The 18787-nt window shown below is 31.5% G+C and carries 20 protein-coding genes; 6 read left to right on the top strand and 14 right to left on the bottom strand.

The features are described 5' to 3' along the window. The first annotated feature begins 41 nt into the window (after window positions 1-41). A complete protein-coding gene (locus CBR30_00190; protein ID PMQ02115.1) occupies window positions 42-509 on the top strand; it encodes a forkhead-associated protein in 468 nt (155 codons plus the stop codon). Here the strand turns inward: CBR30_00190 and CBR30_00185 are convergent. Genes CBR30_00185 through CBR30_00175 form a run of 3 tightly spaced genes read right to left on the bottom strand, consistent with a single transcriptional unit; the run spans window position 496 to window position 2578 of the window. After that, on the bottom strand, window positions 496-1005 hold the full coding sequence (locus CBR30_00185; GenBank protein ID PMQ02114.1) for a CDP-diacylglycerol--glycerol-3-phosphate 3-phosphatidyltransferase: 510 nt from the start codon (window positions 1003-1005) through the stop codon (window positions 496-498). The two genes, CBR30_00190 and CBR30_00185, sit on opposite strands and share 14 nt — an antisense overlap. Before the next feature lie 11 nt (window positions 1006-1016). After that, window positions 1017-1979 carry a glucokinase gene (locus CBR30_00180; GenBank protein ID PMQ02113.1) on the bottom strand — a complete coding sequence of 321 codons (963 nt, stop codon included), beginning with the start codon at window positions 1977-1979 and terminating at the stop codon, window positions 1017-1019. A gap of 11 nt (window positions 1980-1990) precedes the next feature. Further along, window positions 1991-2578 (bottom strand): hypothetical protein, encoded by a 588-nt coding sequence (locus CBR30_00175; GenBank protein PMQ02112.1) that lies wholly within the window; start codon window positions 2576-2578, stop codon window positions 1991-1993. A gap of 193 nt (window positions 2579-2771) precedes the next feature. On the opposite strand from CBR30_00175, the gene CBR30_00170 reads away from it, so the two are divergent. From CBR30_00170 to CBR30_00155, 4 genes are read left to right on the top strand one after another with little or no spacing between them, the layout of a single operon-like run. Beyond that, window positions 2772-3791 (top strand): nucleotidyltransferase, encoded by a 1020-nt coding sequence (locus CBR30_00170; GenBank protein PMQ02111.1) that lies wholly within the window; start codon window positions 2772-2774, stop codon window positions 3789-3791. 13 nt (window positions 3792-3804) lie between these two features. Continuing rightward, window positions 3805-4968: a glycosyl transferase family 1 gene (locus CBR30_00165; GenBank protein ID PMQ02110.1), complete on the top strand. Its 1164-nt coding sequence runs from the start codon at window positions 3805-3807 to the stop codon at window positions 4966-4968. Beyond that, entirely contained in the window at window positions 4965-6068 is a 1104-nt protein-coding gene (locus CBR30_00160; protein PMQ02109.1) for a glycosyltransferase, read from the top strand. Before CBR30_00165 ends, CBR30_00160 begins: the two co-directional genes overlap by 4 nt. A 37-nt stretch (window positions 6069-6105) precedes the next feature. Beyond that, on the top strand, window positions 6106-6333 hold the full coding sequence (locus CBR30_00155; GenBank protein PMQ02108.1) for an FmdB family transcriptional regulator: 228 nt from the start codon (window positions 6106-6108) through the stop codon (window positions 6331-6333). Between the two features lie 21 nt (window positions 6334-6354). On the opposite strand, the gene CBR30_00150 is transcribed toward CBR30_00155, so the two are convergent. Genes CBR30_00150 through CBR30_00120 form a run of 7 tightly spaced genes read right to left on the bottom strand, consistent with a single transcriptional unit; the run spans window position 6355 to window position 14282 of the window. Then, complete coding sequence (locus CBR30_00150) at window positions 6355-7116, bottom strand: methyltransferase type 11 (GenBank protein PMQ02107.1); 762 nt, start codon at window positions 7114-7116, stop codon at window positions 6355-6357. Next, window positions 7091-8965 carry a tRNA uridine-5-carboxymethylaminomethyl(34) synthesis enzyme MnmG gene (locus CBR30_00145; protein ID PMQ02106.1) on the bottom strand — a complete coding sequence of 625 codons (1875 nt, stop codon included), beginning with the start codon at window positions 8963-8965 and terminating at the stop codon, window positions 7091-7093. The genes CBR30_00150 and CBR30_00145 overlap by 26 nt, the downstream gene beginning before the upstream one ends. Next, complete coding sequence (locus CBR30_00140; GenBank protein ID PMQ02105.1) at window positions 8952-9977, bottom strand: undecaprenyl-phosphate alpha-N-acetylglucosaminyl 1-phosphate transferase; 1026 nt, start codon at window positions 9975-9977, stop codon at window positions 8952-8954. Before CBR30_00140 ends, CBR30_00145 begins: the two co-directional genes overlap by 14 nt. Continuing rightward, on the bottom strand, window positions 9974-10567 hold the full coding sequence (locus CBR30_00135; protein PMQ02104.1) for a response regulator: 594 nt from the start codon (window positions 10565-10567) through the stop codon (window positions 9974-9976). The genes CBR30_00140 and CBR30_00135 overlap by 4 nt, the downstream gene beginning before the upstream one ends. A 13-nt stretch (window positions 10568-10580) precedes the next feature. Then, complete coding sequence (locus CBR30_00130; protein PMQ02103.1) at window positions 10581-11711, bottom strand: coproporphyrinogen III oxidase; 1131 nt, start codon at window positions 11709-11711, stop codon at window positions 10581-10583. 6 nt (window positions 11712-11717) lie between these two features. Next, window positions 11718-12473, bottom strand: a complete 756-nt coding sequence (locus tag CBR30_00125; GenBank protein ID PMQ02102.1) for a 5'/3'-nucleotidase SurE — start codon at window positions 12471-12473, stop codon at window positions 11718-11720. 3 nt (window positions 12474-12476) lie between these two features. Further along, complete coding sequence (locus tag CBR30_00120; GenBank protein PMQ02101.1) at window positions 12477-14282, bottom strand: elongation factor 4; 1806 nt, start codon at window positions 14280-14282, stop codon at window positions 12477-12479. A gap of 98 nt (window positions 14283-14380) precedes the next feature. On the opposite strand from CBR30_00120, the gene CBR30_00115 reads away from it, so the two are divergent. Continuing rightward, entirely contained in the window at window positions 14381-14656 is a 276-nt protein-coding gene (locus CBR30_00115; protein ID PMQ02100.1) for a 30S ribosomal protein S20, read from the top strand. Here CBR30_00115 and holA read toward each other — a convergent pair. From holA to CBR30_00095, 4 genes are read right to left on the bottom strand one after another with little or no spacing between them, the layout of a single operon-like run. Continuing rightward, window positions 14645-15631: a DNA polymerase III subunit delta gene (gene holA / locus CBR30_00110; protein ID PMQ02099.1), complete on the bottom strand. Its 987-nt coding sequence runs from the start codon at window positions 15629-15631 to the stop codon at window positions 14645-14647. The two genes, CBR30_00115 and holA, sit on opposite strands and share 12 nt — an antisense overlap. Continuing rightward, a complete protein-coding gene (locus tag CBR30_00105; GenBank protein ID PMQ02098.1) occupies window positions 15612-16952 on the bottom strand; it encodes a hypothetical protein in 1341 nt (446 codons plus the stop codon). Before CBR30_00105 ends, holA begins: the two co-directional genes overlap by 20 nt. Further along, window positions 16953-17504, bottom strand: a complete 552-nt coding sequence (locus CBR30_00100) for a competence protein ComEA (protein ID PMQ02097.1) — start codon at window positions 17502-17504, stop codon at window positions 16953-16955. A gap of 2 nt (window positions 17505-17506) precedes the next feature. Continuing rightward, complete coding sequence (locus CBR30_00095; GenBank protein ID PMQ02096.1) at window positions 17507-18775, bottom strand: peptidase S41; 1269 nt, start codon at window positions 18773-18775, stop codon at window positions 17507-17509. Window positions 18776-18787 lie beyond the last annotated feature (12 nt).

Genomic DNA, 18787 nt, shown 5'->3' with positions numbered 1-18787 from the left:
TTCATATATAATATAAGAAAATTTCTTGGGGAGGAGAAGATATGTTAAATTTATTAATTGGAATTTTAATTTTAGTAGTTATCTTAGACATTCTAATTAGATTAAACATTATTAATCTTCAAAAAACCAAGAAAACATCTCAAGAGCCAGAAGTATTTAAAGAATTAAAAGAGTTCAAATCGGACACAATTATGTTGGAATCTGCAGTGGCACCTATATATTGGGCATATTTAATCATTAAGCATGGTTTAGAGAGAGGAAAGGATTTTAAAATTCAAAAAGAAATTACAAAGATTGGAAGAGATGAAGAAAATGATATAGTTCTATTTCATCCTACTGTTTCAAGATTTCATGCTCAAATAATTAGAGAGGGTGAAAATTATTTTATAGAAGATCTTGATAGTGCTAATGGAACTTTTGTCAATGGCATTAAGGTAAAAAAAGAACTACTTAATGATAACGATATTTTACAATTTGGTGATATCGTTTGTGTTTTCAAAAAACTCTAAGCTTTTTTAGGTAAATGAAGAGATAATCCAATCCAGCTAATAAAGAGAATAAAAGCCCAATAAGAAAAACAATATTTGCGAAGGATATCCTTAACAGTCCCATTATAACTGATATAGATGTGAAGACTGTAGCCAACTTTCCAAAAATACGTGATGAAATAATTTCAACCTTTTTAATTAAAAATACTAAGCCCACAACTAACATAATTAGCTCTTTCAGAATAAAAACAATTACTCCTATAAGGGAAAAGTAACGTATAGATCCGAAATAAATCAAACTTATTAAGATTATTAGCTTATCGGAAAGAGGATCCAAAATCTTACCAAGTTCACTGGTCTGATTAAGTTTTCGAGCCAAATAACCATCTAAGATATCACTTAATGCTGAAATAATAAAAAGGATAAGGGAGTATAAAAAATACCCCCTTATTAAATAATAAGTATAAAAGGGAATTATCAAAAATCTAATTAAAGTTATAATATTAGGAACTGTCATAGTTATATTATTTACTTGTAAAGAAGCATTAAGCCTGCCCCTATTCCTCCTGCATCATCTCCTAATTCAGCCCAAGCAAAACTGACCTTATCTCTAATATATTTTAAGGCTCTCTTATAAAATTCCTCTCTCATAGGTCTACCAATATACTCTCTAACATTAGCTACTCCTCCACCAATAACAATCCTCTCAGGATCTACAATATGAACATAATTTGCCAAGGCAATCCCCAAATAGTAACCTGCATGATCAAAAATATGACGTGCTAAAGTATCTCCAGCCTCAGCTGCCTGATAAATCAGTCTTACTGTGACTTTATTTAAATCATTATCACACAATTTCCATATTATACTTTCTGGATGTTCTTTAAGAATGCTTCTTGCATAATTTTCTATTCCTACACCTGAAGCAATTGCCTCAATACATCCTCTATTGCCACATCCACAAAGAGGACCATCAGGAAGAACAGTAGTATGACCAAATTCTCCAGCTATACCATGAGCCCCTCTCCAAATTTTACCATCTAAAATAATTCCTGATCCAATTCCTGTGCCAATTGCTACTGTAATCATAGTTCTTGTTCCTCTTCCAGCACCTACCAACCACTCCGCCCATGCAATCAAGTTTACATCATTCTCCAATTCAATAGGTACATCAAAAAACTCAGATAATATTTCACCAACCGGAACTTCTTCCTTCCAATCATCCCCTAAATTAGGAGCATACATAGTAACTACTCTTTCCCTATCAATAATACCTGGAAAGCCAAGCCCTATACCCTCTATATCATTTATACTTAAGTCTGCACTTTTTAAAACATTCAAAACCATGTCTTTAATCTTATTTAAAACCTGATCTTTCCCCTTTTCAGGTTCTGTAGGTCTTTTATCTCTTGCCAATATATTTCCCTTCTCATCTACTAACAGAACGTTTATTTTAGTTCCTCCAAGATCAACACCAATCGCCTTAGGCATTTTCAACCTCCTTACCTCTCAAATATAAATTCAAAATCCACATACCTATTTGATTTTTCTAAATAAACCTCAGGAATTATATATTTTGCAGATGAGATATAATTTGGCATATAGAATATAATTATACCACTAACTGAAGCACCTTCAAGTATTTTTCCATCTTTGAATTTCAAAACCTCATATTTGTTGATTAATTTAAGAATTTCTTCATCTTTTTTTTCATCTCCTAAGGAAATTGATAGTTTACCTTGCGGAGGTTCCTGAGTGGAAAAGGTAATTTCAAAAGAAACTTTTGGTTTTGTATCCGTTTTAACATACTGGAATTCTCTTACAGGAAAATATTGTCTATTTTTTGAATCAATTATTACTGACTTACTTAATGGAAATACCCATATAGGTTCATTTCTACCATTAAAAATTTCCAAGTTTAATACTAATATATCTTTTGCAAGCAATCTCCAATCATAGGAATCAAGGATGGATACTTTTATATCAATACCTTCCTTGCTAATATAAGAAGGAGTTATTGACAAAGGTTTTACACACCCAGCTATTATAAAAAGAAATATTAATATAAAAAACAAAAAAATTTTTCTCATTACTATATAACACCTCCCATTCTCTTAGTTTCATTTTACAACAAAATTTCAATTATTACAATGGCTTGTGCAACTTGACAAAACTTGTTTCTATATTGTATATAAATAAATAGAATATATATATCAACCAATTTCATCAATTTAATTCTTCAATTCAATGTACTAATCCAAAAAGCAAAGGAGGTGGTTCTTAATGAAAGCACTAATTTTGGCTGGTGGAAAAGGAATGAGACTTTTACCTTTAACAAAAGTACTTCCAAAACCTATGGTCCCTATTGTTAATAAGCCATTCTTGCATCATCTTATAGAATATTTAAAAAGTTATGGAATAAATGAGATAATATTGAGTTTAGGGTATAAAGGAGAAGAGATAAAAAAGTATTTTGATGATGGGAAGAATTTTGGAGTAAAAATTTATTATGTTGAGGAAAACACGCCCTTAGGTACAGGTGGGGCTATTAAAAATGCAGAAGATTTAATTGATGATCAAATAATAATCTTTAATGGTGACATATTAACAGATATAGATTTAGAAGATCTTATTAATTATCACAAAGCAAAGAAGGGACTTGTAACTATAGCACTCACGAGGGTTGAAGATCCCTCTCAGTATGGAGTTGTATTACTTGACGAATCAAGCCAAATTAAGAGCTTTATCGAAAAACCAAAAAAGGAAGAAGCACCTTCAAACCTAATAAATGCTGGAATATATGTTTTTGAGAAAGAAATTTTAAATTACATACCAAAAGGGAGAGAAGTATCCTTAGAAAAAGAGATATATCCTGTTCTTTTAAAGGAGAATATACCAATATATGGTTTTGAGTTTGATGGTTACTGGCTTGATATTGGTAATTTACATAAGTATCTAAAGGCAAATAAAGACATGCTTTTAGGAAAAATAAAACTGCCAACAAGCAAAATGATTACAACTAATAAGATTGTAATGGGCGAAAACACAGAAGTACATCCAAAAGCAAAAATTGAGGGTCCAGTCATAATTGGCGACAATACAGTTATAGATAAAAATTCTGAAATACATCCTATGAGTGTGATAGGTAATAATGTAATCATAGAGAAAAATGCCAAAATAAAAGAAAGTATTATTTGGGATAATGCAAAGATAGGAGAAAATGCATATGTTGAGAATTCTGTTATAGCAAGTCATCGCACCATATCTGATAATGAAAAAATTATATCTAATGCTGTTGCATAAAGGAGGTGATACAATGAAAAAATTAAAAATTGCATTTTTAAGTACATACCCTCCTCAAGAGTGCGGTATTGCCACATTTACTTATGATTTAGTGAATGCAATAGATAAAACCCATAATAATGTCGAAACCAATATTATAGCTATAGAAGAAAAGGATAGAACTTATAATTTCAATAATAAAGTAGTTTTTAAAATTAAAGATTCTGATATTGAAACTTATATGGAATCAGCAGAGTTTATTAATGAAAGTGATATTGAAGTAGTAAACATTCAGCACGAGTTCGGGCTATTTGGAGGAGAAAGTGGCTCATATATAGAATATTTTGTAAATGCATTAAGAAAGCCCATAATTACAACTCTACATACTGTTCTAACAAATCCTGACGAGCTTAAAAAGGAAATAACAAGATTTTTGGTAGAGAAAAGTGAAAAGGTAATAGTCTTAAGTAAATCCGCAATAGATATCTTGAGGGATTCTTATAAGATAACAAAAGATAATATCATCCTAATACACCATGGAGTTCCAGAATATGATAATTTATCAAAAGAAGATATTAAAAGAAAATTAGGAATTGAAAACAGATTTGTTCTATCTACCTTTGGATTAATAAATCCAGGAAAGGGAATTGAATATGCTTTATATGCATTAGGCGACATTAAAGATAAATATCCTGAAATACTTTACTTAATACTTGGTACTACACATCCAAAAGTAAAAAGGCTATATGGAGAAGATTATAGAAATAAACTTCTAAAAATAGTAGAAGAGTTAAATTTAGAGAGAAATGTGGTATTTGTAAATAAATATTTAACAAAGGAAGAATTAATTGAATACCTAATAGCAACAGACGTTTACATTACGCCATATATCAATAGGGAGCAGATTTGCAGTGGAACATTAGCCTACGCTATTGGTTTTGGGAAAGCAATAATATCAACTCCTTACCTTTATGCAATAGATATGCTTTCAGCTAATAGAGGAATATTAGTAGATTTTAAAGATTCAAAATCTATTGCAGAAGCCTTGGAGAAATTAATTAGAGACAAAAACTTCTTACATGAAATAGAAAGAAATGCATATGAGTTAGGAAAAACAATGAAATGGTCTAATATTGCAAAACAATATGTGAATGTTTTTAAGGAGGTAATTTACTCAAGAAAAGTGCAAGTAGCATGAAGGGGGAGGTGATAGAATTGATTAAGATACCAGGATATCCACCCCTCTCTTTAAAACATCTTTACAGATTAACAGATGATACGGGCATTCTGCAACATGCCAAGTATACTATTCCTGACAGAAATATGGGATATACCACTGATGATAACGCAAGAGCTGTAATAGTCTCTGCAAAGTATTATGAATTAACAAATGACCAAAATATTTTAGAACTGCTCATAAAATATCTAAGTTTTATTTATCATGCTCAAAGGAAAGATGGATTTTTTAATAATTTTATGAATTATGAAAGGAGATTTATAGATGAGAAAGTTTCTGAAGATTGCTGGGGAAGATGTGTGTGGGCTTCTGGATATGTCTTTGGTAATTTCTCAGAAATGAATATTGATTTGATAGCTAAGGAAATATTTGATAAAGCCATCATAAATGCTCCAAAAATACAATCTCCAAGAGCAAAGGCTTACTCTATTATTGGAATTTATCATTTCTTAACCAAATCTAATAATAATGAGTATAAAATGTTAGCAATAGACTTGGCAAATAGCCTTTATAAACAGTTTGAGAAAACAAAGGATGGATATTGGAGATGGTTTGAGGAATATTTAACATATGGAAATGCGATCTTACCTATGGGTATGTTCTATGCTTATCAATTAAGTAATAAAATCGAGTTCTTAAATACCGCCATTGAGAGCACAGAATTTTTAGTAGAGACACTAATTAAAAACGGATATTTAGATCCAATAGGTAATAGAGGATGGTATTATAAGAATGGGGTTAAAAGTGAATATGACCATCAACCTATAGAGGCTGGATATATGACTCTATTATTTTTAACTGCTTACAATATTACATCCAATAAAAAATATTTAGATTTAGCCTGGACTTCCTTTGATTGGTTTTTTGGAAAAAACAGACATAATAAACCTGTCTATTGTGAAGAAACTGGTGGATGTTTTGATGGTTTAACTCCTAAAGGAGTAAATTTAAATCAAGGAGCAGAATCATTGTTAGTATATCTTCTCGCTTATCTCTCCATGTATGAGCAAATAGAAGTAAAAGAGAGGATTTACAATTTACTTTCTACAAGTAAAATATAATTATAGTATTTTATGGAAAAAATAGGAGGTGATAATAATGGCAATTTATGAATTTGTATGTACTAATTGTAATGAGCGCTATGAAATAATAACAAATTTAGGGGATGAACCCCCAAAAGTCTGTATTAAATGTGGAGGTACATTAAAAAAGGTTTTTCATCCTGTAGGAATAGTATTTAAAGGATCAGGATTTTACACTACTGATTATAAAAAGAAGTCATCTGAAGAGAAAGATAGTAGTAAAGATAAGAACGATAATAAATAAATGGGGAGTACTTAACCTCCCCTACCCCTCTTTTATACTCAACAAAATCAATCTTCGAGATGCAATACTGTACTTATGTCCTTCATAATCTCCTATGAATTTTATAACTCTAAATCCAGTATCTTCTAAAAGATTACTTAATTCACTTGCAGTATAAAGATATATTTTTCTAATATACTCTCTTGCTTCTCCAGTGCTACGTTCAAATATGATTCTACGAGATGTATAATAACCAGTTTCAGGTTCAAATTTATGTTCAGTAAGAAGAACAAAATCCTCCATTATGTCCCATGAGTAAGGAATAAAGTGACGGAGTAAAGCCTCCCTATTCTCTATGTCAATAAGTAGTTTACCTTTTGGTTTCAGAATTTTATAAACTTCTTTTAAGGTTTCTCTGTCTTCTTTGTAAGAATTTAAGCCAAAACTTGTATACAAGCATAAAACTACATCAAAAAGATAGTTAATTTGTGATAAATCTTTATATTCCATACAGTAAAATTCCAAGTTAATAAGACCTTCCTTCTTAGCATTTTCCCTTGCTATCTCTAAAAGTTCATTAGATCTATCTACGCCTACAACTTTATATCCCCTTTTTGCAAGTTCTATACTATGCCTACCAAAACCACAACCTAAATCAAGGATCATCATATTTTTTTTTATAGGAACAGAGACCTCTAAAAAGTCTACTTCTTTTTCTGTTCTTTCTTGAGTTAGATGCCTTGCGAAAAAGTTATAATAGGCTTTACTGAAATACTCGTCACGCCAATCTTTGCTTCTCTCCATATTTCTTTCTCAGATAATATAGTAGTATAGTTAGATCTCCTACATTTACCCCTGGTATTCTTTGGGCTTGACCAAAAGTTCTTGGTCTTATCTTCATTAATTTATCTCTACCTTCCCTGGAAAGATGTGGAATTTTCTCATAATCAAAGTCATCCGGTATTAAAAGATCCTCATATTCTTTAAACTCTTTCAATTTTTCCATCTCTCTCTTAATATATCCTTCGTATTTTATATCTGTTTCAACAATATACTTTAAATCTTTCCTTAGATCTTCTCCAAAACCTAACTTCTCTATATCTTCGTAGGTAATTTCTGGTCTCTTGAGCAAATTAGATAATGAGATTGGATTTAAAAGAGGGGATGTCTCTTTCTCCACTAAATATTTATTAACATCCTGAGATGGATAAATGATGGTCTTTTCAAGTCTTTGCTTTTCCTTAGATAATCTTTCCATTTTCTCCTGAAACATTTTCCACTGATCTTCACTTATTAATCCTAATTTGTAAGCTTTTGGGGTTAACCTTTGATCTGCATTATCACATCTTAAAATCAATCTATACTCTGCCCTTGAGGTTAAAATTCTGTATGGCTCATCTACTCCTTTTGTTACTAAATCATCAATCAAAACTCCTATATAAGCTTCACTCCTATCAATTATTAATGGCTCTTTGCCTATTAAGCTAAGGGCAGCATTTGCTCCAGCAACTATCCCTTGAGCAGCAGCCTCCTCATACCCCGTTGTCCCATTTATTTGTCCTGCAAGATATAACCCTCTAATTTTTTTAGTCTCTAATGTTAGCTTTAACTGATGAGGATAAACAAAATCATAAGCAATAGCATAACCTGGTCTTACTAATTCTACCTCTTCAAGACCAGGAATCGTTCTTAATAATTTAATTTGTATTTCTTCCGGCAAACTTGTATAAATTCCTTGTACATAAAGCTCAATGGAATCCCTACCTTCTGGTTCTAAAAATACCTGATGAGTTTCGTGATCAGGAAACCATAAGTATTTTTCCTCAATAGAAGGACAATATCTTGGTCCTTTTTTTACCATCCCTCCAACTCGAGAAGCTGTTAGATGTATATTGGATAAAACAATATCCCTGGTCTTTAATGTAGTACGAGTAAGATAGGATGGTATTTGCTCTCTATATTCTGGTTCTTCCCAAAAAGAAAAAGATGGAAGAGATTCATCTCCATATTGAGGTATTAATCTGCTAAAATCTACTGTTCTCTTATCTACCCTTGGAGTAGTCCCTGTATTAAATCTTCCCACTTCTAATCCTAATCTCCTTAAAGCATCAGATAAACCCACAGAGGGAAACTCTCCCATTCTTCCAGCAGGTTTTGACCAAGTACTAATATGAATTACACCATTCATAAAAGTGCCTGGTGTAATAACAACCCTTTCAGCATAGATTTCCCTACCTGTGGATAATATCACACCTTTTACCTCATCATTCTCAACAATTAAATCTACAACTTCGCCCTGGTAAATCTTCAAATATTTTTGTTCTTCTAAAAACTTCCTCATTAATCGTGGGTAAAGCCATTTATCTACTTGTGCCCTCAAAGCTCTAACAGCTGGACCCTTTGATGTATTCAACCATTTTATCTGTAACATACTCCTTGTAGTAATTCTGCCAATAGCACCACCTAATGCATCCACCTCAAGAAGAAGTTGCCCCTTTCCAGGACCACCCATAGCAGGATTACATGGCAACCAACCCACGGTATCATAATTCATAGTAATTAAGAGAGTATTAACGTGAAGTCTTGCTGACGCATATGCTGCTTCACAGCCTGCATGTCCTCCACCTACCACAATAACATCAAACTTTTCCATTCTTTCTTACCTCCAATATTCCAAGTTTTGCAAGAATGAATATTATTAAGCTTAATCCTCCAATTAAGATTAGCATAGAGATTTCAAAATCTTGAGACAAGGCTAATATTATAGCAATGAGACTCATAGAAAAATCTATTAAATATATAAATCCTATACTTTGTTTAGTATCCATACCAATCTTTAAAAACCTATGGTGAATATGATCCTTGTCATACTTCCAAGGAGCTTTTCCCATAAGAATTCTTCTGAATATAGAGAATAAAGTATCTAATATGGGAAAACCTAATATCAATATAGGTACTAATAAGGTAATCAAGGTACTAAACTTTAAAACTCCTGTTATAGCAATAGATGCCAAAAGAAATCCCAGAAACATTGCTCCAGAATCACCCATAATGATCGATGCAGGTGGAAAGTTATAATACAAAAAGCCCAAAACTCCACCCAGCATAGATGCCAAAAATATAACTGATTCAAATCTTCCTAAAAGCAAGGAGATTATCATAAGGGAGAAGGCAGAAATAACAGCTGTTCCTCCTGCCAGCCCATCCAATCCATCTATAAAATTCATCGCATTCGTAAGTCCTAATAGCCATAAAAAAGAGAATAAGTAAGCCCAAAATCCTTTAACCGTAATAGAAGTATATGGAATCTTAAAACTTTCTAATCTTATACCCAAAAAGAATGCAAATAGTATTGCCAAGAAAGTAAGAATAAATTTAGGGGCTGGTTTCAACTCTTTAAAATCATCAATTAAACCAATAATAAAAACTAATGATCCTGCTAAAAGGATTTTTTCAATCATCACAGATTTATTAAAAATTAAGTTGACTAATAAAATTGAGATATAAAAGGAAAGTCCGCCAATTCTTGGGATTGGTTTTTTGTGTACTTTTCTTTCAGCAGGCTTATCTATAAAAACTTGATATCTATTTGAGAAATTTCTTACAAAAGGAGTTAGAATTAAAGATATAATCAAAGATAATATAAATGAATAATACATAGTTATTTCTCCTTTTTAGACTTCAATTCATAAGCCAAAATAATAGCCTGTGCAATTTCTTTCATAGGCTTTCTTTTATCCATACTCGCTTTTTGGATAAGTCTAAAAGCCTCATGCTCTTTTAATCCCTCTATATCCATTAGTAACCCCTTGGCTCTATCAACTAATTTCCTCGTTTCTAAAGCATCCTGTAAATCCTTAACTTGTTCCTTAAGTTCTAAAAATTCTTTAAATCTTGCAATAGCAATCTCTATTGCAGGGAATAAATCTGTTTCCTTAAAAGGCTTTACTAAATAAGCAACTACTCCGACCTCTTTTGCTTTCTCAACCAGTTCTTTATCAGAATAGGCAGTGAGAAATATAACAGGAGCTATCAATTCTTCGGTTAATATTTTTGCAGCAGTAATGCCATCCATTTCTGGCATTCTAATGTCCATAATTACAACATCTGGCTTCTCCTTTCTTGCCAGCTCTACTGCGGATTTTCCATCTCCTACATCCCCTATTACAATATATCCTTGACTTTCAAGGAGCTCCTTTAAATCCATTCTAACTATGGGCTCATCCTCTGCAATTATTACTCTTATTGGCTTCATCTATATTCCTCCTTTAAAATATATCTAACAAAATTTCATTCCACAATAATAAACCTTTTCTTGTTAATTTTAAATAATTTTTTTCTTCTTTCAAGAAGTTCTTTTTGATGAACATTTCGTAATTTGGGAAATATTCTCTTAAATCTTTATTATACTTCTTCTTAAACTCATCCATATTTATACCTTCCATTAATCTTAATCTAACGAAAATCTCATCCTTAGCTAAATCATCATCTACTAAATATTCTATCTCTTCAAAAGGGAACTTACCTTCTCTGATTTTTTCATAGTATACATAAAGGTCTTTATAATTTCCATACCTACATGAAGAAATAAAGGAATAAGCAGATACTCCAAATCCTAAAAATTCTTCATGTCTCCAATACTTGAGATTATGTTTACATGGAAACTTACCCATCTTTGAAAAGTTTGAAATTTCATATTGGGTATATCCATGACTATTTAGAAAGTCTATAGAAAACTCGTAAAGCTTAGCCTCTTCATCGTCACTCAAGAGCTTTAACTCTCCTCTTTTATATCTTTCATAAAATTGTGTTCCCTCTTCTATCATTAGATTATACAAAGATATGTGTTCTGGATTTAATTCTACAGCTTTATCCAATGAAAAAGAAAGACCCATTAAATCTTGACCTGGTAACGAGTAGATTATGTCAAAATTGATATTATTGAAACCATAATCTCTTAAAAAATTAAAGCTTTTATAAATATCTCTTGGTAGATATAATCTACCTAAGAATTTTAGTTCCTTTTCAAGAAAACTTTGTACTCCCAAGCTTACTCTATTTATCCCAAGCTCAGTCCAGTGTCTTAGTTTAAAACTATTTATTGTTCCGGGATTTGCCTCAATAGTTATCTCTAAATTAGAATCCATCTTGAAATTTTTTGAAATGAAATTTAGTATTAACTCTAAATTTCTTGTTAATAAAAGAGATGGAGTTCCTCCCCCAAAATATATTGTATCTACTATAAATTCATCATCCTTACGCATTCCAATTTCTTTTATCAAGTATTCAACGTAAATATCTTCATCTTCTTTTCCTGGATGTCTAAATGATACAAAATCACAGTAAGGACACTTATGAATACAAAAGGGATAATGTATATAAATCCCAATTCTTCTCATAAATTTTTACTTATACGGAAAATTATCTTTTAAATATTTTAAAAAGGAGTAATCGGTCATATTAGATTGGAGTGGGGTAATAGAGATATTTCCTCTCTTTATAGCCCAAATATCTGATCCTTCTTCATCCTCTAATTCTGCCTCGCCATGTACCCAGAAATATTCTTGAGCTCTCGGATCTATCCTCTTTTCTATGATATTTTTATAATGCATTTTACCTTGAAATGTAAATTCTAAATCAATATTATTTCTATTCTTTGTAGGAGGTATATTGATATTTAGAAATACTGAAGGTGGAATTATTTTAATAAAATTTGGAATCATCTTTAACAAAAAATCTGTTGCATATTCAAAGTCTTCAACGTCAGCATTATGAGGAACAGAAATAGCTATAGAAGGAATATCATGGAGAGCAGCCTCCCGAGCACCTGCTACTGTTCCTGAATATATAATATCGCATCCAAGATTATAACCCCTATTTATACCTGATATTACTATATTTGGTCTCTCTGGTAGTAAAGCGAATAAACCTAACAAAACACAATCTGCAGGAGTACCATTACTTGACCAAATTTTCACTTTATCTTGAGAGATTTCTTTGTTTGCTCTTAATGGTTTATGTAAAGTTATTGCATGGCTTCCACCACTTCTTTCTCTTTCAGGGAAAACTCCATAAATTTCCCCTATTTTCTGAAGCTTATTTATCATTATATTAATTTGTTTTGCGTTTATTCCATCATCATTTGTTAGGAAAATAATCATTCTTCAATCCCTCTTTAAAACTGACCAAAAGGCTTCTTGAGGAATCTCCACATGACCAATTTTTTTCATCCTCTTTTTACCTTCTTTCTGTTTCTCCAATAATTTCTTTTTCCTTGTAACATCTCCACCATAACATTTTTGTAAAACATTCTTTTTCAATGGTTTAATCTCTTCTCTTGCAATTATTCTACCGCCAATTCCTGCCTGTATCACTACCTCAAATAATTGTCTTGGAATCTCATTTCTTAATTTTTGTACTATCTTCCTACCTTCCTCGTAGGCTTTATCACGATGTACTATTATGGACAATGCATCAACAGGTTTTCCATTAATATATATGTCAAGCTTTACCAAATCACTGGCTCTATAACCTATGAATTCATAAGTTAAAGAGCCATATCCTCGCGTATAAGACTTTAATAGATCAAAGAAGTCTGTAATAATCTCCGCTAAAGGAAGTTCTGCAGTTATTAAAACTCTTTCTTGAGTTAAATACTCCATATTCTTAAAAATTCCTCTTCTTCTATCAATAAGATCCATTATAGCTCCAAGGTATTCAGGAGGCGTGATGATATTTGCAAAAACATATGGTTCTCTAAATTCTTTGATCTCATAAGGTGGAGGTAAGTCCAGGGGATTCTGAATCAATTTCTTTTCATCCTTTATAGTTATTATCTCGTAAGCAACAGATGGTACTGTAGTTATTATATTTAAACCAAACTCCCTTTCTAATCTTTCCTGAACAATTTCTAAATGTAAAAGTCCCAAAAATCCACATCTAAATCCAAAACCTAAAGCAGGCGAGGTTTCAGGCTCATAATAAAGTGAAGCATCATTGAGGCTTAACTTCTCCAAAGCCTCTCTAAGATCAGGATAGTCTTCATTATTTATAGGATAAATACCACAAAATACCATAGGCTGTATCTTTTTATATCCAGGCAAAGGCTCTTTTGCTGGATTCAAGACATTTGTTATAGTATCTCCAATCCTTGTCTCATGAATGTTTTTGATATTTGCAACTATATAGCCCACTTCCCCAACTGAAAGCTTGTCAGTAGGAGTCATTTCAGGAGTAAATGTACCTACTTCCTGCACCTCATATGTTATTCCCGTAGACATAAATAATATTTGATCCAAGGGCTTAACTTCTCCCTGAAAAATTCTCACAAACACTATAACACCCTTATAACTATCATAGACAGCATCAAAAATTAAAGCTTTTAAAGGCTCATTAACATCTCCTTTTGGAGCAGGAATATATTTAATTATTCCCTCCATTAATTCTTCAATTCCCCATCCTTCCTTTGCACTAACAAAAAAGGTCTCACCTATATAGTCCTTCCCAAGAAGATTTTTAACATCTTCTGCAACCTTTTCAGGTTCTGCATTAGGTAAATCAATCTTATTAATTACAGGTACAATTACTAAATTGTTCTCTAAGGCTAAAAACAAATTATTAATTGTTTGAGCCTCAATTCCCTGAGTAGCATCTACAACCAAAATTGCCCCATCACATGCAGCAAGACTTCTCGAGACCTCATATGTAAAATCTACATGTCCAGGAGTATCTATAAGATTGAATTCATAAACCTCTCCATTTTTGCTTTTATAAAAGAATCTAACTGCCTGAGCCTTTATTGTAATTCCCCTCTCTCTTTCAATATCCAAAGTATCTAAAACTTGATCTCTCATCTTCCTTTTATCAATAGCTCCTGAAATTTCTAAAAAACGATCCGCCAATGTAGACTTCCCATGGTCTACATGTGCAATAATGCTAAAATTTCTAATTTTAGATATATCTCTCCACATGATTTAATATTATACTATAAATTACAATTTTTTCTTTTCTTTTAAATTAACTTGTGATATAATTCCCATGTAAAAAATTATATGAAGGAGAGGGAGATATGGCAAATACAAAGTCTGCAATTAAAAGAATAAAAATTAGTGAAAGGAATAGACTTAGAAACAGATTAAGACTTGGTAGAATTAAGTTCTACACTAAAAAGTTTCTAAAGTTATTGGAAGAGAATAAAATAGAAGAAGCAAAACAAGTACTACCACTTGCTATTAGTGCAATTGATAAGGCTGCACAAAAGGGGACATTACACAAAAACACTGCTGCAAGGAAGAAGTCCCGTTTAATGAAGCTACTTAATGAGAAGCTTAAATTAGCCAGCTAAATTAGTTCCCAATCTAATTAAAAATCTTTCCAATAGAATTCTTTCATCTTTAGCTGTTGATTTAAACTCCATATCTAACTGCCGCAGAAGCATGTAGAATTCTAGTAGTTCTGCGGCAGTATAATTTGAAAGAGCCCATATGGTCTTTCTCACTACAAAAGGATGTAAATCAAGCTTTTTAGCAATTTCTTCTTCAGAATAACCCTCGTTTTTTAGAGTATGAACTCTAAGAAGTTGTCTAAATTGTTTTATAATAATTTCCAATATTACCATTGGAAACATACCCTCATTCCATAAGGTATCTAATCCCCATAATGCAGTATAAACATCTCTCTTCTGTATAGCATCTAAGAAAGTAAAGAAGGCAACTTCTCTTGGAGATGCTGTGGCTTTTACATCTTCTAAAGTAATCTCTTTTTTATCTCCAACATAATATACAACCTTTTCCAATTCTCTATACAGCAGAGCTAAGTTCTCCCCCCATGACACAGTCAAGAAATATAAAGAATCTTGGTCAATCTCTTTACCAAACTCTTTTATTTTTTCATTTAACCATCTTCTAATACCATCGGATTTTAATTTAGAAAATTCCACTATACCTTGTGGAGGAACTAATTTTAGTAAGTAGTTCTTTTTTGTTTTCTCCTCCTCTGCATTTGCCATGAATACAATAAAGGTATTAGTGAGTTTTTTGAAGAGAAGGGATATTCTATCTTTATCTGACGGTTCTTTTAGATTTTGGGCGTGTCTAATAACAACCATTTGTACTCCAAAAAGTGATGAGGTCTCCAAAAAGGGCATTATCTCTTTCCAAGTAATATCTTCCCCAAAAAATGCATGATATGATGCTCCCTTCAGCCTATTTCTTAAAGCCTGAAGGGCATCCTCCATCAAAAACTTCTCCTCTCCAACAAATAGGTATACTGAGGGAATATTTTTCTCCTTTATTAATCTTCTAAACTCCCAGTAGTTCATTTTTCATCATCCTTTTCAAAATCGGTATCAATAATATTATCACCGATACAATTATACTAATTTTATAATTAATAACAATCAATTGCAAACCATTAAATAACATGGAGATGAAGAAATCAAGTAAATTTGATAGCACTAAATTCAATGGCATAAAAAAAGATGTACCTATCATTAAGAATGATAAGGTTAGAATTAATTGAAAAAGAGGAATTGAAAACATGTTGGCAACCATGGATGAAATTGTAATTTTTTGGAAATAGTAAATATTAATTGGTAAAAGAAAGAAGAATAAAATATAAGAATTTTGAATAATGTTTTTTATATAGCCTGTAAATAAATTCATATCAAGTTTATTATTAAATAAAATTAAACCTAAAATAGCCATATATGATAGTTGAAAACTAATATTAAACAAGTTTAGTGGAGATAAAAGCAAAGAGATTAAGGCAGTCCAACATAAAGTATTTAGAGAATCTTGCTCTCTAAGGATTATCTCTGCAATAGTAAAAAACATATACATACCCCATGCCCTAAAAACAGGCGGTTTACTTACTAAAAGTGCGTAAAAAAATAGTAAGATAGCTAAAAATAGCCTCATTATCTTAGTTCTAAAAAATAAACTCAAAAAAGAAATTAATATTGCTATGTGAAGACCAGAAATGGCAAGAATATGAGAGGTTCCTGTATTTGAAAAGAGCTCTTTAATCTCATTTGATAAACCTCCAGTCTCCCCTAATAAAACTGCATAAATAAATCTTTTCTTCTCCTCCGAAAGTATATTAAAAACACTTCTAATATATTCCTTTATATACAAAGAGATCTTTGCCCATAGCCCTAATTTAGCCTTTCCCACCTTATAAAAACCATTAAATATGCCATAATATATAATCTCATCTGTCCAATAATAAGCCAAATTTTCCTTATTTAACGGATATACATGTAGATTTTTTAATATTATTATGTCCCCCACGTTTATATCTATTTTTTTATTAACACGAAGCAGTATTTTTTCTCTAAAATTATAGGACTTAAAAATAACCTCCATACTCTTTTCTTTTTCCTCAGCATTCACAACAAAACCTTTAAGTATAGGAAAATCCTTATAGAAAGAAAATTCAGGAAGAGAATTTTTTGCAGAATAGTAGCCTAATAAGACAAATATTAAAAATAAAGGAATCAAAAAATAGTAGTTTTTGGGAATTAAAATAATTGATATCAAGAAAATCGCTATAGCAGGGATTAAAAGACCCGTAATCTTATAAACTAAAATTCCTAATAAAAAATATGCTAAAAAATAACAAGAGGGAGGAATTTTATCCACTTACCAATCTATATAATCTTTTATTTGTTCTATTTTCTTAGGTCCAATTCCCTTTACTTTTTCAAGATCATCTAAAGAGCTAAAATACCCATTGCTTTCTCTGTACTCTATAATTCTTTGGGCTAAAGAAGGACCAATACCAGGTAAAGATTCTAACTCTTCTTTTGAGGCAGTATTTATATTTATCTTTTTATTACCAGAATTAGAAGCTTTTTTTACTTCACTATTTCCATTTATATTTTGAGTTGGCAAAATCTTTTCTGGGACATAGATTTTTGCACCGTCCTCTAAATAGCTTGCCAAATTTAGTTTATCAAGGTCTGCAGAAGGAAGGGCTCCTCCTGCAGACCTTATTCCATCAATAACTCTTGATCCTTCTAACAATCTATAAACACCTGGATTTTTAACCGCTCCTGCAATATGTACTACAATATAATTTTCTACCTCTTCCTTTTCTATTTTATTTTCTTTATTCATTAAGGAGAAGGTAAAGAAAACAATTAGTAAAAATATTCCGATATAGAATAAATATTTTTTAGTTTTATCATCCATTTTCAACTTTTATTAGTAATTAATAACTTTCCTTCTTTTGTCTTCTTATTTTTTAAAGATATTTGCTCTTTAATAATCTCAATAGCCTTGTTTAGCTGTATATCATTATCTTTCCCAACATTTTCCGGTGCCATTTCTACTACATAGTCTGGATTAATTCCTTCTTTATGAATATTCTTTCCTGAAGGTAATAAATACCTTTCTGTAGTTATTATTAGGGCGGAACCATCTGATAGTGGGAATATGCTTTGTACAACACCTTTCCCAAAGGTTTTCTCTCCAACCAATATACCTTTTTTGTAATCCTTTATTGCACCTGATAAAATTTCTGAAGCACTGGCGGAGTATCTATTAACAAGCAATACTAATGGTTTATCCCAAATCACATTGCCTCTCACTTTTTCTCCCCATCTATTACCATCTCTATCCTCTCTATAAACGACAATCCCTTTTGTAACAAAGGTATCAACCACTTTATTATTCTTATCTTTTATAACAGTAGTTACACTATCCTTATCGCTGATAAAGAAACTGGCAATTTCTATGGCGGACCTTAAATCTCCTCCAGGATTATTTCTTAAATCCAATATGATTCCCGAGACATTATTCTTCTTCATATTTTCTATGGATGATCTCAATTTTTCTGGAGCATTTTGTGTAAATTCATAGAACTTTATATATCCTATGCTATCTTTCAAAATCTTATCTTCAACGACAGGCACTTCTATTTTTGTCCTAACGAGTTCAAACTCATAAGTCTTTTTCTCAGATTCTCTATATATTTTAATCTTTACTTTTTTCCCGAGTTCCCCCCTAATCATAGCCACAACTTCATCTAACCCCTTTCCTTCAATAGAAATCCCATCAACCTCAATTATTTGATCTCCTGGCTTTATACCAGCTTTATAAGCAGGGGTTCCCTCTATAGGTGAAACTACTAATATTTTATTTTCCTTTTGTTCTAATCTCATTCCTACTCCGTAAAAACTACCACTCATATCTTCGGTAAATGTTTTAAAATCTTTAGGTTCAAGAAAACGAGTATATGGATCATCAAGCCCCTTCAATAAACCCCTAATCGCCTCATACTCTAATTTTTTACCATTCAAATCCTTTTCCAAAAATGCATTTTTTACATAATAAAGTACCTCAAGAAAGGTTTTTATATCCTCGTATACGATCTCTTTTGCTGCCCATACCTTTGTAAAAAGGAAAATAGATAAAATAAAAATACCAAGTATTAATATATATTTCCTAACCCGCTTCATAATTTATCTCCTCCT

The sequence above is a fragment of the Dictyoglomus sp. NZ13-RE01 genome (assembly GCA_002878375.1).
GTDB lineage: Bacteria > Dictyoglomota > Dictyoglomia > Dictyoglomales > Dictyoglomaceae > NZ13-RE01.
The sequence above is the reverse complement of the archived record's forward strand: the minus strand, read 5'-3'. Positions and strand labels throughout refer to the sequence as shown.